Raw genomic sequence first — 14048 nt, forward strand, 5'->3', positions numbered from 1 at the left:
CCTCGCTTAGTCTGCCACCGCCGCGCTGTCAAGTTTCTGGGGTTCCAGTTCCCGGTCGTCCCTGCCGTCGCCGTTGACATCCCAGGATATCACAAAATCGTCCATCAAGGCCGATACCGCCAGCTGCCCGCTCCGGCCGACGCCCTGGGGGACATCATAGACGGCGCTCTTCATCGTCTTGTCGTTCCATATTTTCAGGGATATTTTGATGGGGCCGCCGTCGCCGGGCCTTATGCGCAAGGTGATCTCGCCCGCCCCCTTGAATTCCGCCGTCAAGTTGCCGTCGCGGTTCATCTGGTAATAGAGATTCGGTATCATCCGGGTGGTGGCGAACTCGGCGGCGCTTCCGGTGCGGGTTATCTTGGCTTTGATATTCTCCAGCCCGGCCCTCTCCTGTTGGTGCAGGCTGGGTTGCTTCAGAAGAGTCTCCACGGTGGGCAGGTATTCCTCGGGGGTGGCCGGCCCGGTATGCCGGTCATCCTCATCATAGAAATGGAACTCGCCCTGGCCGGTAAATTTTATCTGAAAGCCGTATTTAAGCGAATCGGGTTTCTCCGCCGGTTTGACGGAATCCTTGGCCATTGATGGCATGGAGCTGTCCGCCAGGATGTTTATCACTACCGGTTTCTGGGCCTGAAAATCGGCCCTCTTGGGCTGGGCATTGCAACCCAGGATCAGAATCGAGGCCAACAGGCCCATCAGGCCGACGTTAATGAACACTTTCATGGGGTTTCTCCTTCCAGTTACAGGCCTTGTTCAAACAGCAATCGAGACATTCCGGTTTCCGGGGATGGCAGATCCTTCTGCCATGCTCGATCAGATTGAGATGCAGGGGGTAGACCATCTTGTCCGGGACCAGTTTGCGGAACCGCTCCTGGAAACTTTCCCGGTCCTCTTTCCTTTTCACCCAGCCCAGCCGGCTGGAAACCCGGTAGATATGGGTATCCACCGGATAGACCGGGATCCCGGCCCCGAACAGCAGGGTGCAGGCGGCGGTTTTGGGACCCACCCCCTTGATCGCCAGCAGGTACCGATAGGCCGCCTCCCGCGGCATCTTCTTCAGGAATTCCAGCCCAGCCTTACCCCGTTTCCCAAGGATGAAAGATACCAGATCCTTGATCCTTCGCGATTTGATATTTTCCAGCCCTCCGGACCTGATGGTCCGGGCTATGCTGCCGGTCTGGGCGCCGGCCAGGGCCTCCCATCCGGGGTATTTTTTCTTCAAGGCCAGGAAGGCCCGGTGGCTGTTGCTGTCGCTGGTATTTTGGGACAATATGGTCTCCACCAAGACATCCATCAGCGGGCGGGAAGCGGTCCAAGGTGGGTGTCCGTAACGCCGGCCAAGCATCCCCTCGATTTTGCCGATGGACGGCCTAATTTTTTCCGGCATGGTCCAACAATCTTTCCGCTTCTTTTATGACCCTGTCGGGAGGGATCCCGGCCATACATTTGGGGTCCCGGCAGTCCATCCGGTTGCACCCCAGGCATCCCAGCCGCTTGTCCTGAAGCACCACATGCCCCTGTCCCCATGGCCCCTGGCTCCTGGGAACGGTCGGCCCGTAAAAAGAGATCACCGGGATCTTGAAGGCGGTGGCTATATGCAGAGGGCCGGAATCATTGCCGATTATCAGGTCACAGCCGGCCAGCAATGCCGCCATCTGCCGCAGGCTGGTCTTGGGGATCAGCTTTGATAAGGGGCTGGCCGATAAAATCATTTTGGCATCGGTCTTTTCCGAGGGGGTCCCCCAAAATACCAGAATTTTATTTCTTGGATTGGATGACAGCGTTTTGGCCACAGCGATATAATTATCGATCGGCCAACGTTTGCAGGCCCAACCACCGGTTGGGATCAAGCCGATAACCCGGCCTCCGTCCAAAGCCAAAGACCGGTAAATATCCTGCCGGTAATTCTCCTCCTCCTCCTCCGTCAGGTTGAAAACCAGATCGTTCCGTGATGCCGGGATTCCCAGATATTCCAATACTGCAAGGTTGAACTCCACTTCATGGCCGTAGTTTGCGGCCCTGGCATTTAACAGGTGGTTGTAAAAGTGCCTCCGGTATCCGAAATCGAAGCCGATCCTGTTCCCGGCCCCGGAGATTACTGATTGAATGGCCGTCCTGGGTGTCCCCACCAGGTCGATGGTCAGATCGAACCCGGCCGATCGCAGGTTTCTCAAAAATGAGAACTGCTTAAATAATTTGTCTTTTTTAAATACGATGATCTCGTCAACATCACGATTATTATACAGCACCGGGGCACAGAACTCCCTGACAACATATGAGATATGGGCTGATGGATAGCCAATTCTAAGGTTGGCCAAAAATGGGGTGGTCCACAAAACATCCCCCACGCCGCTCATCCTGAGAACCAAGATATTATCAGCCTTAAGATTCATTGTTCGCCCAGTGCTATTTTATAGGCCCGTTCAAAACCCTGCAACATTTGAGAGTCCGAAAAGTCATTGATCACTTTCTCCCGACCGGCCCGGCCCAGCCGGATCCTCATGGCCTGGTCATCGAACAAAAGGCTTACCTGGCCAGTCAGATCATTGATATTCCTTACTTCTGCCAGCAGGCCGTCTTTCCTGTCGTCTATTATGTCCAGGACGCCGTCCTTGCCGTAGGCCACGCAGGGCAGCCCGCAGGCCATGGCCTCGGTCAGGGTCAGGCCGAAGGATTCGGCATATGATGGAAAGACGAACACATCCAGGGCCTGCAGGTATCTTTCCCGGTCATCTTTGAATCCGGTCATATGGGCCCTGGGGCCCAGTTTATCCCTGATCTCCGTTTCTATTTTATCCCCGTATCGGTCCTCGTTCCGGCTATGACCGCCGATAAACAGGAACTCAACATTCCTACCGGACAGGGCCTGGGCCATTTGGATGAAATCCTCATATCCCTTGCCATAGGATATCCGGCCCATCATGCCGATAAGAATTGCATCGCTGGATATCTCCAGTTCGTCTCGAACCGCCTTTCTCCGAATCAGATCCGGGATGAATCTGGACGTATCAGTGCCCAAATAGACGATATCAACTTTTCCCTCGGGAAGCGGAGTGGTTGCGACAAGGTTGTCCTTGATCAGCCGGGAGATGGCCGTAGCCCGGTCAACCCCCCGGTATATGAACCTATGCCAGGGATCCTTTTTGTTGATATAGGATCCCAAATGCTTGGTAAAAACCATCTTCCCCCCGGTCAACTGTTTGACCGGCACCGCCAGGTTGAGGTCCTTTGAGTAGTGTACATGAATTACATCGGGCTCGGTCTTTTTTACAAACTTTAAAAAACGATACCAGCCGCTCAAGCCAAAAGAGCTATCGGCCAGGATCGGTTGGTTATCAATGCCCAGATCCCTGCACCTTGTGGACAGTGGAGTATCTTTACCAGTAACCACCATTACTGTGTGTCCGTCGTTTTTTTGCAGATATGCTAATCGGCCGACAACCATCTCCATTCCGCCCCAGGAAGCCGAGCTACAGACATGTACGATGTTAATTTTCACTCTTGACCTCCCCCAGGTCCAGTTCCCAAAGTTTGAGGTATTTGACCAGCACGTAATAGGATGAAAGGACGCATAGCATGAATCCCTCCCATCCGTCCCGGAACCCAGCCTTGAATATATACATTTTTAAAAAAGTGGCCAGGGGCGACAGCATTATATGGCGCAGCTTGAATATTTTTCCCCGGCTCTTCAGTTCTTTGGCGGCAATGGTGGTGTAGCTGTTCAGTCTGGATATGTATATCTCTAATGATGGATAGGTGTAATGCAGCATGGGGTGCCTGAAATATTCCGTAGCTCCCTTCAAAACAACTATATCGTGCGGGTTCATCCCGCCAAACCGCCCTTTGCTCTTCAGGAACAATCGTAGATGGTGATCGGGGGACCATCCACAGTGGGTTATCCACCGGCCGATAAAATTGGATCGGCGGGGGAGATAATAACCGTCTATGGCCTGATCACGATCTTTCTTGACAGCCAGGATCTCCTGTCTCAGCTCCGGGGTGATCACCTCATCGGCATCTATGGAAAGGATCCATTCGCCCTGCGCCAGCTCTATGGCATGATTTTTCTGCTGGATATGGCCCGGCCAGGGGTTGCTATAGACCCGCTCCGTATATTTCCTGGCCAGCTCCACTGTTCGATCGGTACTTTCGGCATCCACCACCACTATCTCATCGGCGAAATCCAGCGCCGAGAGGCACCGTTCAATATTGCCTTCCTCATTTTTAGTGATCACCGTCGCCGATATTCTCATTATCTACCCCCCCGGCCCGTCTTCCGTTGATACTCTTCCCAGGTATCGGGCCGGTTCTTCTCCAGCCACCGGCGGTGCCAGGCCTTGGAAAGCCGGAAGAACCAGTAGACCATCATGGAGGTGGCATTCATATATCCGTGAGCCCCGTCCCTGTATCCCTGGTGGACAATGTAGCATTTCCACCACATTCCCAAGGGGGAAAATATTACCCGGGCCAGGCTGGGGTGGTATCCTTTGGGCAGGCGCTCCTCCACGTCCAGTTCGGAATAGCGGTTTATCTTGTTGAAATAATCAAAAGGCGTGTTATAGGCATCGTGCCATAGGGGCTCTTTGATCCTAATTATTCGTTTCTCCCCGCCCTCCACCTCCATCCAAGTGTGGGCAAACCCGGTCCAGCGGCACTGACCATGGCGGGCCAGGCGGGGCTGAGAGCTGGGATTGTAGTTGCCGTATCTTATCTGCCGGCCCCAGAAATGCTCGATACGTCTTATCCACCCGGCATTATATCCCCGATAGATCTCGGGGTTGCGGCAGATGTGCAATAATTTATCCCTCAACTGCTCTGTTATATACTCGTCCTGGTCCAGTATCAATATCCATTCCCCGGAGCAGCGTTGCATGCCGAATTCCCGCTGGGCCAAATAGCCGGGCCAATTATTATAAAAATACTTGTCAGTATGCTTTTTGATAAGCTCGACCGAACCATCGGTGCTGCCGGAATCTATCACCACTATCTCATCGGCCCATTGGGCCGATTCCAAACATTTGGCCAGCTTCTGCCCGCCATTGTAGGTGTTGAGCATAACCGAAATTTTATCCACTTCCGGCCTCCCTGATCTTGGCCATCACCACAAAACGGCCCAAGGCCGACAGGCCGGCTATGGCCAATCCCCGGACCCCCTCGCGCCAACCCTGCAGAACAACATACAGTTTCCAAAACTCCGCCAGGGGCTCCCACAACAATCTAAGGGCTGAAAACCGGCGGCCCTCCCGGTTCTTCTGTTTGGCCTCCAGGGAGGTGTATTCATTGATTTTCTCCAAATACCGGAATAGATTCTGAACCGTATGGTGTTTTATGCAGCCTGCGACCAGCCTCCCCGTCGGACCGTTTATTAACACTCCTTCATGGATATCGACCTCCGGGATGCTGGCCGAGTCTTTTTGGAACAGCCTGAGTTGCCAATCATTGCCCCACCGGGAATGTCTGATCATTTTGCCGAGAAAATAGTTGTTTCTTTTGAGGAAATATCCCCTGACCGGGCCGGCCAGGTCCAGGTTTAACATCTCCCGATTCAGTGGGTCATCCAGCGCCTCATCGGCGTCCAGGAAAAGCACCCAGGAGTTTTTCGCCTTTTGCAAAGACCGCTGCCGTTGCCTGGCATAGCCCGGCCAGTCGGTCTGATATACTGCGGCCCCCATAGAACGCGCCATCTCCACTGTCCGGTCGGTGCTGCCGGAGTCCATGACTATGACCTCCGAGAAGCCGTTAAGGCTGCCGATGGACCGGGCAATGTTCTGTTCTTCGTTCCTGGCGATTATTATGGCGGTGATTTTATTCATCTGTCATCCGTCGTTCGTTATCCATAGGGCCGCCCCCAACAGATCGTCCGCTACGCAGTCGATCCTGTATTTTTGCAGCCAGGGTTCGTTTCCCCTGGACTGGCCGGTAAGCACCAGTATGGTCTTGGCCCCGATATTGTTCCCGAATTCGATATCGGCCCGGCTGTCGCCGATCATGTATGATCCCTGGAGGCTGATCTTCAGCTCTTTTTCCGCCTGCCGGGCCATCCCGATATCAGGCTTGCGGCAGGGGGCCTTTTCGTCAGGATGGTAAGGACAATAATAGATGGCATCCAAGACCGCCCCCTCCCTCTTGAGCAGCTGCCGTAATTTCCGGTGAATGGCGCCCAGTGTTTTAAGGGTCAGGTATCCCCGGGCCACCCCCGACTGGTTGCTGACCACCACAACTTTATATTTTTTCTGATTGAGCAGCTTAACGGCCCGGCCGGAGTTTGGAAGCAAACTTAACTGTTGGGGGGAATTGACATAATTGGTGTCAACATTGATGGTCCCGTCCCGGTCCATGAACACAGTTTTTACGGACATGCGCCCCCTCTGCAATTGCATTTAACAGTATGATAACCTATATTTTAACATCAGGCAAGAAATATTTTCAAAGCAAAGCGAGGTGGAATAATTATCCGCCTCGCTTGCGCAAAATGATAGCAGATCATAGCCGCAGTTACCTCACCTTATAACTTCCTCCCATCCGGTGGGTGTTGCCCAGATCATGGCTGTTATAGGCGTAATCAACATCGAACCGCCAGATCGATACTCCGGCCCCGAAGGTAGTCTGGGATTGCTCCCGTCCGGCCCGAAAAGCCAGTATATTCCTGTATCTAAGTTCTGTTCCCAGTCTTCCCTTTTGATAATCTTCGGTTGATCCCTCCCAGGAGATCGTTACCGCACTTCTTAAGATGTTCACCGGCTGTCGATAGGCCAGGCCCATTTTATATATTGCCGGACGAACGTCGTTGTGCTGCTTGACCGTATTCCAGGCTATGCTGGTGCCTCCGACATCCTGGGCCACGGCGCTCAGGGATAACAATCCCAGATTTGAATTCTCAACCGCTACCGGCAGCATGCCCATCAAAGGCCGGGATTCGGCCCGGCGGATGAACCATTCCGCCAGATTGATGTCTATTAAGACGCCGGCATCCACCCCCAGCCCGGTTGCCTGCCTGTCATCCAATTTGTTATAGATGAACTTGATGCTGCCGCCGGGATAAATTTTCCAAGGCTTGCCAAAGGTGATCTTGTCGAATGAAGCGCCGGCCGAGGAATAGAAGGCGTTTTCGTTATCGCCGAAAGATCCGGTCGAAGGGGTCCCCACGGTGTATGAAAACCTGGGGATATCGTCCACGCCCAGCCTGATCCAGCCGGCTCCGACTGTTATTTTACTGTTCATTGGCCAGACCAGGGCCAGATAGTCATGGCTGGCCAAGTTGGCAAACAACACCGTGTGCGCCAGCATTATCTCGGGAGACTTCAGCCTGCCCAGTCCGGCCGGATTCCAGTATAAGGCGCTGGCGTCATCGGCCACCGGCCCGAAGGCCCCCCCCATGCCCATGGCTTTTGCCCCCACCGGCAGATTGAGGAATTCCCCCCCATAGTTTTCGGCCCGGGAATCCATGCTGCCGGCACCCCATATAAACAGGGCAATTAAAACGATCCTTTTCATTTCAACACCAATTAAAGATTTTTTCATTGGATGCCTACCGGAGAACCGCCATCTTTCCGGTCCTCTCCTTAACCTTTCCCCCCTGGGAAACGGTGACTTTATAAAAATAGACCCCATTGGCGACACCCCTTCCGCTCTCATCACGCAAATCCCATCCAAAAGTACGCACCCCGGAGGTCAATCCCCCCTTGAAGGTTTTTATCAGCCTTCCCGCGACAGTGTATATCTTAAGTTCATATTTGTCGGCCACATCACCCACATAAAAATAAAAGGTCGTGATATCCCCGTTGACCGGATTGGGATAATTTGCGATTTCCTTAAGGGAAAACTCTATCTTCACATCATTGAATATTTTAAGGGAGGATTTGTTGCCCAAATTGTCAGCCGCGCCGGCCTCCAGGCTGTGCCTTCCATTTTTCAGTTTGGCGGAATATACCAGCTGAACACTGTGGCTTTTATCAGGATCGATCGCCAGGCTGTAATCCGACCGGTTCACTATCTGGTTATCCAATTTAAGCCATATTGAATCGGCATTTATTCCATCCCGGTCCTCGATCATGACTGAATATTGGGGATCGGGAACACTGATAATCTGCCCCCAGCCTACCGCCTGCTGGTCCACCTTGGCGGTTATCTGCGGACCGGTGGTGTCCGTGGAGTACATGGCGGCAAATGTCCCGGGCTGGGGAGAAAATCCCGAGATATAGCTGCCGTCAATCTGCGAGGGAATCAGCTGCCATAGTCCGGTAATATCGTCATTTCTGAGAAGTTTAAGGTTGTTCAAGTCCGTGGTGCTGTCTATATTGTCCAGCTTGAGGGACACCCAAAGCGCCCGGTTGTTTTCAAAAGCCCGGGAGGAATCCGTCAGCCCGACAAAATAGGCCTGCCCCAAGCTGTCAAAGGGGATCAAGCCGGACTGGGCGATGCCGTTTATATCGAACAGCTTCCGGCCGATAATGGCTACCGCGCTGTCGTGCAGGCAGGAATCAGGGAAAAAAGCTTTGATCTTGGAATAATAATCAAGGGTATCCTGATTGTTGCCTCTGGCATCCAGTTGATAATAATAGAAATCCTGTGACGGCACCCAATAGGCCGCCGAATTGTCGTTGGTGGTATCCTCCTGGGGATACGGCAACACCAGGGTCAGGAGTGGATCTATCCGGTAATAAAGCTGGGTGAACTCCCCCTCGATCGTCCATGGCAGGCTTAACGTCTTTTCCTTTCCGGCGGTTATGGCGTCAATAAGGCCCAGACCCAACAGGGAATCATCGCCGGAACGATGGAAAGATACTGGGATCGAATCGGCATCGATATCCCCCTGGTTCTTGATTGGGGCGTTGATGGTCAACACCCTCTTGCCGCCCAGGTAAACCGACCCCTGAGCCTGGCTGGAGGGGGTCAGATCGGCCCGGCGCAGTATCTTGTGGTTTTCCCAGCGCCCGGTCGTGATATTGCCCAAAGTATCCTGGGCCGAAACACGGAACACCAGGTAGATCTCGGACTGCGAAGGATAGTTGCCCTCCAACCCGGCCAGGTACAGTTTGCTGTTCAGCCTGGCGGAATCTCCGGACAGGGTCATCAATGACTGATTAAAGACGTTTCCGGTGTCGGTGGTATCGTTGTAGCTTCCCCAGTGCCAGCGGCACCAGACCGAATCGATGCCGTAAAGGCTCTGGACGATCCCGGTGATCTGTATGCTGTCGATATCGGTGGGGGCGGAAGGGATTATCTTGATCCCCGATACGGCCGGCCGGCTTATGCCCAAATACTCCACTGCCACCCAATCGGAATTGTCATCCTTCAGATAAATCTTCAAGTAAGCCTGCCCGGAAAGCGCCGAGTCGGGTATGGTTAGGTACGTTTGGGCCTGCCCCGCCGAGCTGGAGAAGGCATTCTGCAAAATAATTCTCCGGCCTGAGTCATATAATGAAATTACCGCCAGGCCGGGGCCAAAAGGCCCGGTTATTTTTACCTGGGTGGAGTCGCCGGGGAAAACCGCCGTCTGTGATATTTCAACCCTCAATCCGGTATCCGGAAGGGCCAGCCGGACGGCCGGATCGCCCAACAGGTTATAACTGGCCAGCATGTCCAGGGTCTGGCCGGATGGCGGCAGCCCCCCGGCCAAATTATATTTGGAAGACAAGGCAATGTCTCCAAAATACCTGAATCCCCTCCTATCCCAGGCATCCATAAAGGTGTTTTCCATGACGCAACCGGTGATGCTGTCCCCGTAGGAAGCTCCGCTGCTGGTGTAAATCCCGATAGCCCCTCCGCTGTTGAAAATGAAAGATTCGCTGATGGAGGTATATAACGGGCTCTCAAAAGCGCCCGAGGAGCAAGTGAAAGATCCGATCAGGGGCCATCTCCCCCAGTTATCCAGCCGGGGGACATCATAATACCAGAAGAAGCTCCCGTGGGACCACAACTGGGCCCCGCCGTGCCCGAAAAACACCGCTACCGCCACCCCCTGATTAAGCCGGTTTATCAGGTCCTCCTTGTTCTGATAGGCAGAACCGTGATATACCTTGGCTATATCATATGCCGGAGAAACCATGGCCGCCAGTTTATCGCTGGGGCTGTAAAAATTATCCTCGATATTGAGGGGCCATCCGGCGACAAAAAGAATGTCCTTGTGCCACCGGTCCAGGAACAACCTCTGATCATACAACTGCCTTTTGTTTTCCCAAATGGTGAATTCCTGGTTGGAATTCACCGGCAGCCGACCTATCGATATATCCGGCAGAAAATCATCTCCCTTGACCCTTACAAAGTAATCATCATCGGCGATCCCGCCGTAATAATCCGTCCTGGTGAGATGAACCGGTATCTGGTCGCGCTTGCTGTTCCCCATGACATTCCGGGGATCGTAGCTGCCGTCGCCCATCAATAGGACATATTCCGGCTGGATCGACCAGTTGTCAAAAGCGTACTTAAGATAATCCCGGATGGCCCGGTCGGATGGTATTCCATCGTTGAACTCGTCGTAGATGTCCGTTGTCAGCGCATAGATCGCATTGGGGTAGTTTGCCCCCCGGATCTGGACCATCTTCCCTGCCGAGGCGGTCAGTTCATCCGACGTTATGACGACGTATTCGGTGCCGATGAATGCCGGATCCCTTAAATTTGACGCTTTGTTCGGCGCCAGATCACCCGGGGAAAGCTTCCTTTTATTGTCGCTCCGGATAACCAGATATCTTTCATCGCCGTATATCCTGTCCTGAAAGGACAGATCGTAATCCAGGCCGCTGGCCCCCAGGGTCATCGCCGAACCGACGATCTTGCTTATACCCAGCTTGTAAACCTCGGTTGTGTAGGCCGGCAATCCGGTCAAGGTATACTGCACCAGGGAATCGGAAATGTTGGTATCGGTTGCGAATGTCAGGTCCCCGCCGGGGGCAGCGAAACCCCTTTTATAATCGATTTCAAACCAGTTGATCAGTATCTTGTTGCTGGTATTGGAAGTAGTATCATGTTTGACCGTCAGACTGTTGGCCCCGTTAATGACTGCTGCTGCCGGGAATTTGACGCTGAATTCTTTCTCGGTCTGCTCATACCAAGCAAGATCGGCTATCAAATACCCGTTCAGCAGCAACTGGACATGATGCCAGTCTGTGGTGATCCCGTGCAGGCTGCCCTTGAGGATAAAGCTGTCGCCCGAAGAAATATGCGGGGAGGGAATATCTAGTCCGATGACCGCGCTGGCCGGATAATCCAGCCTTTTCCAGAACCACCGGTCATGCTGATCGCTGTTCAAGCTGCTCAGCCGGTAGAACAGGCTGTCCTTTTCAAAATGGAGGGTCTCCGAAAAGTGGCTGGCCGGTGTCATTCCCGATAGAACCGGGGTTCCCTCCTCCTCCGCCATCCGGGCGCCTAAGGATCCGGTCAATGACAGGTAATACACATTGGCGTTGGAAAACTGATGATAATAAGTGGAGTCGCCCCGGCTGGCCTGCCCATAAAACTCAAAATAATCATCGGCATCGAAAACCCCATCCGCCTGTCCTTTAAAATACAGCGCGACCTCCCGGCCCTTATGGGTTATTTTCAAACACCGGGGGTCGGTCAGGTCGGGATTTATTCCCGCGGCCAGAAGTTCGTTATAGCCTACTTTATAGATGCCGTCGCTTTTGATAAACATCTTATATGGCATGGTGTCGCAGGATAATTGGCCGGCCTTGGATAAAGCGCGGTAACCCCATTTTTCAGCCTGTTTGGGATTGGCTACGGCTCCAAGTAAAACCTTGTTCAGCCGGCTTTGGGTCGGCTGAACACCCTGGGGATAGGCCCCGGTTATTTTATATTCTATGGTGACCCTGATCCTCCGGCTGAAGATCACCCGGGAGTTGGCCGGGTCGAAAACAACCGGGAAAACCGTTGCCGTCGATACCTTGGTGTTTCCGGCCCAGCCCGGGTTGCTTAAGATAGCCCCCTGAGCGGGGTACTGGGCCCTTCCGGAATATATTGTCTGGTCGATCACAAAACCGTTGTCCATTTCGGCCGGGGCCGGACTGGGAAGAGGGACTACGGGGATATATTCCTTGTCCAGCATCTCAATCCGGGTGATGATCGCCAAAGCATTGTAAGGGACCGCCAGCATTATACTGTACTGCGGCAAAGACGGTTTCCCGCAGTCAATGGTATTAGCGCAACCGTCCACCGATATCTGGTGGTATATTCTATTGCCGACAAGCCTCGGGGAGGTTTTTATAGTGTCCGCCCCGAATTCAAGGATCATTCCTGACTCATCGGATTTGATAATATCTATACCGGCCAGGGCCGCTGCAGAAAAATAAAGAAGGCCGGCAATGACCGCTGCGTATTTTTTCATTCCTTTACCTCACTACCATTATTTTTGCCACCGAAGTAGCCGTCCCTGCCGTCAATTTGGCAAAATAAATGCCACTGGGCACTTTCTGGCCGGCCCGGTCCCGGCCATTCCATTCTAGGGAGTGTTCCCCTTCGGCTAAATCACCGGTGAACAGCGTAGTGACCAGCTGGCCGGCAACATTATAAACTTCCATCCTGCTATTGTAAGATATCGGGGCTTGGCGCGTCAGGCTGCCGGCAGGGGATGCTATGATATATTTTAGCACCGAACGGTCCGATGTAGGGTTGGGAAAAGTTGTGATGCTGCACCAGGATTTGGCACCACTGTCTGACAGGCCGTCATCCTTCGGGGGCCAGGGATCTATAAATAAACTTTTTATGAATATATCCGGGCTTTTATTGACTGCCGGCTGATCACCGGTCCAGACCAGGTGCATATTTCCCCGGAGATCAGCAGCCACCGAAGGCAATACCGCCGAGGCCCTTTGATCGGTCACCGGCTCCTCCTGCCCCCAGCTGTCGTTGGCGCTCTGCCGGTGATATATCTCGTAGTAGCCGCTGCGGTCATCCGCCCAGAAGATGTCCACCAGGCTATCCCGGCAGACTATGACCGGGCCCTCGGTCCGGGAAGCAGTGGCGCTGAGAACCGTTTCCGGACCCCAATTCCGTGACAGGAGGGAATACTTGCGGTAGCATATCTTGGAGCTGTTAAGCGACCAGTCCTCCCAGACCACATGGATGTTGCCGAAATTATCGGCGGCTATGGCCGGGCTGAATGCCCCCAGCGAGCTATGGCTGATAAGGCTGTCGCCCTCCCAACCGCTGGTGGACATTTTACGGAACCTTACCTGAAAGGTTCCGGAGCTGAAATCCTCCCAGACCACAGCCGGCAGTCCCTGGCACATGGCGACGCTAGGCATCCCGCAATAATCAGCATTCTCTCCCAGGATGCCCTCCGACCCCCAGCTGGATCCGGCATATATCTTATGGTAAACCCGATAAAGGCCGCCCCTTTTATCCTGCCAGAAGGCGAACAGGCGGCCGTCCCCGGCAACTGCGATCGCGGGATTGGTGGACGGACCGGAACTGGCGGTAAGCCTGGTAATTCCCGTCCAGTGATTGTTGCTGTACCTTCGGTAGGCGATCTCGAAGTTCTCGATATCGGTGGTGAACTCGTTGGTTTCCCAGACCAAGTGGAAATTTCCCCCAGCATCCGTAGCGCATGAAGGATACCAGTTGTTGAGCCTGCTGTTGCCGATCAAACCGACCGTGGTGTCGCCGGACCAGACACTCCCATCGTATCGCTTGAACCTGATCTGGCAGCCCATGTTGTTTGGGCTTGAATAGAAATCGTACCAGGCCAGATAGATCCAATTTTCGAAAACCGCCAGGCTGTGGCTGTTATTGCTCGTGGTGTATGATCCGCCGTCGGAGCTGGTCAGGTTGCTGTCGGCCGTCCAACCCTGGGCATAGGACAGAAAGGGGGAAAATCCAGCGACCGCTACGATCATAAAAATAATTTTAAGATGTCTCATGAACCACCGTTATCATTTGCGGTTGATATAATTAATGAAGCCGGTATCATCCGGATACCGGCTTCAAAACGACGATAAATTAAAGCATAGCCAGTATCCATAGCTCACCATTTGAAACAAAGATGACTGTGATACTGACATTTTTCCGGCTATAGGGCACCTCTTATCGTTCAATTTTTATTATGTTAT

11 protein-coding genes are annotated in these 14048 nt (G+C 53.4%); all 11 read right to left on the bottom strand.

The genetic code is table 11. The features are described 5' to 3' along the window. Nucleotides 1-6 precede the first annotated feature (6 nt). Nucleotides 7-726, bottom strand: coding sequence for a hypothetical protein (locus tag A2273_00760; GenBank protein ID OGF06771.1), 720 nt, complete (start codon nucleotides 724-726; stop codon nucleotides 7-9). Next, on the bottom strand, nucleotides 710-1390 hold the full coding sequence (locus tag A2273_00765; GenBank protein OGF06772.1) for a hypothetical protein: 681 nt from the start codon (nucleotides 1388-1390) through the stop codon (nucleotides 710-712). Before A2273_00765 ends, A2273_00760 begins: the two co-directional genes overlap by 17 nt. Continuing rightward, nucleotides 1374-2396 carry a hypothetical protein gene (locus A2273_00770; GenBank protein ID OGF06773.1) on the bottom strand — a complete coding sequence of 341 codons (1023 nt, stop codon included), beginning with the start codon at nucleotides 2394-2396 and terminating at the stop codon, nucleotides 1374-1376. The genes A2273_00765 and A2273_00770 overlap by 17 nt, the downstream gene beginning before the upstream one ends. Further along, complete coding sequence (locus tag A2273_00775) at nucleotides 2393-3304, bottom strand: hypothetical protein (protein OGF06774.1); 912 nt, start codon at nucleotides 3302-3304, stop codon at nucleotides 2393-2395. The genes A2273_00770 and A2273_00775 overlap by 4 nt, the downstream gene beginning before the upstream one ends. Nucleotides 3305-3491: 187 nt before the next feature. After that, nucleotides 3492-4256 carry a hypothetical protein gene (locus A2273_00780; protein ID OGF06775.1) on the bottom strand — a complete coding sequence of 255 codons (765 nt, stop codon included), beginning with the start codon at nucleotides 4254-4256 and terminating at the stop codon, nucleotides 3492-3494. Beyond that, nucleotides 4256-5059 (bottom strand): hypothetical protein, encoded by an 804-nt coding sequence (locus tag A2273_00785; GenBank protein OGF06776.1) that lies wholly within the window; start codon nucleotides 5057-5059, stop codon nucleotides 4256-4258. The genes A2273_00780 and A2273_00785 overlap by 1 nt, the downstream gene beginning before the upstream one ends. Nucleotides 5060-5069: 10 nt before the next feature. After that, a complete protein-coding gene (locus A2273_00790; protein OGF06777.1) occupies nucleotides 5070-5816 on the bottom strand; it encodes a hypothetical protein in 747 nt (248 codons plus the stop codon). A 3-nt stretch (nucleotides 5817-5819) separates the two neighbouring features. Then, complete coding sequence (locus A2273_00795; protein ID OGF06778.1) at nucleotides 5820-6362, bottom strand: hypothetical protein; 543 nt, start codon at nucleotides 6360-6362, stop codon at nucleotides 5820-5822. A 136-nt stretch (nucleotides 6363-6498) separates the two neighbouring features. Next, nucleotides 6499-7497, bottom strand: a complete 999-nt coding sequence (locus A2273_00800; GenBank protein OGF06779.1) for a hypothetical protein — start codon at nucleotides 7495-7497, stop codon at nucleotides 6499-6501. Nucleotides 7498-7531: 34 nt separating this feature from the next. Next, nucleotides 7532-12325 carry a hypothetical protein gene (locus A2273_00805; protein OGF06780.1) on the bottom strand — a complete coding sequence of 1598 codons (4794 nt, stop codon included), beginning with the start codon at nucleotides 12323-12325 and terminating at the stop codon, nucleotides 7532-7534. A gap of 4 nt (nucleotides 12326-12329) precedes the next feature. Further along, nucleotides 12330-13835, bottom strand: coding sequence for a hypothetical protein (locus tag A2273_00810; GenBank protein ID OGF06781.1), 1506 nt, complete (start codon nucleotides 13833-13835; stop codon nucleotides 12330-12332). Between the last annotated feature and the right edge of the window lie 213 nt (nucleotides 13836-14048).

The organism is Candidatus Edwardsbacteria bacterium RifOxyA12_full_54_48 (genome assembly GCA_001777915.1).
GTDB lineage: Bacteria > Edwardsbacteria > AC1 > AC1 > EtOH8 > UBA2226.

What these genes read in the sequence shown, in the direction of transcription:
- A2273_00760 (OGF06771.1), bottom strand. Translation starts at nt 726, where the DNA reads ATGAAAGTGTTCATTAACGTCGGCCTGATGGGCCTGTTGGCCTCGATT.
- A2273_00765 (OGF06772.1), bottom strand. Translation starts at nt 1,390, where the DNA reads ATGCCGGAAAAAATTAGGCCGTCCATCGGCAAAATCGAGGGGATGCTT.
- A2273_00770 (OGF06773.1), bottom strand. Translation starts at nt 2,396, where the DNA reads ATGAATCTTAAGGCTGATAATATCTTGGTTCTCAGGATGAGCGGCGTG.
- A2273_00780 (OGF06775.1), bottom strand. Translation starts at nt 4,256, where the DNA reads ATGAGAATATCGGCGACGGTGATCACTAAAAATGAGGAAGGCAATATT.
- A2273_00785 (OGF06776.1), bottom strand. Translation starts at nt 5,059, where the DNA reads ATGCTCAACACCTACAATGGCGGGCAGAAGCTGGCCAAATGTTTGGAA.
- A2273_00790 (OGF06777.1), bottom strand. Translation starts at nt 5,816, where the DNA reads ATGAATAAAATCACCGCCATAATAATCGCCAGGAACGAAGAACAGAAC.
- A2273_00795 (OGF06778.1), bottom strand. Translation starts at nt 6,362, where the DNA reads ATGTCCGTAAAAACTGTGTTCATGGACCGGGACGGGACCATCAATGTT.
- A2273_00800 (OGF06779.1), bottom strand. Translation starts at nt 7,497, where the DNA reads ATGAAAAGGATCGTTTTAATTGCCCTGTTTATATGGGGTGCCGGCAGC.
- A2273_00805 (OGF06780.1), bottom strand. Translation starts at nt 12,325, where the DNA reads ATGAAAAAATACGCAGCGGTCATTGCCGGCCTTCTTTATTTTTCTGCA.
- A2273_00810 (OGF06781.1), bottom strand. Translation starts at nt 13,835, where the DNA reads ATGATCGTAGCGGTCGCTGGATTTTCCCCCTTTCTGTCCTATGCCCAG.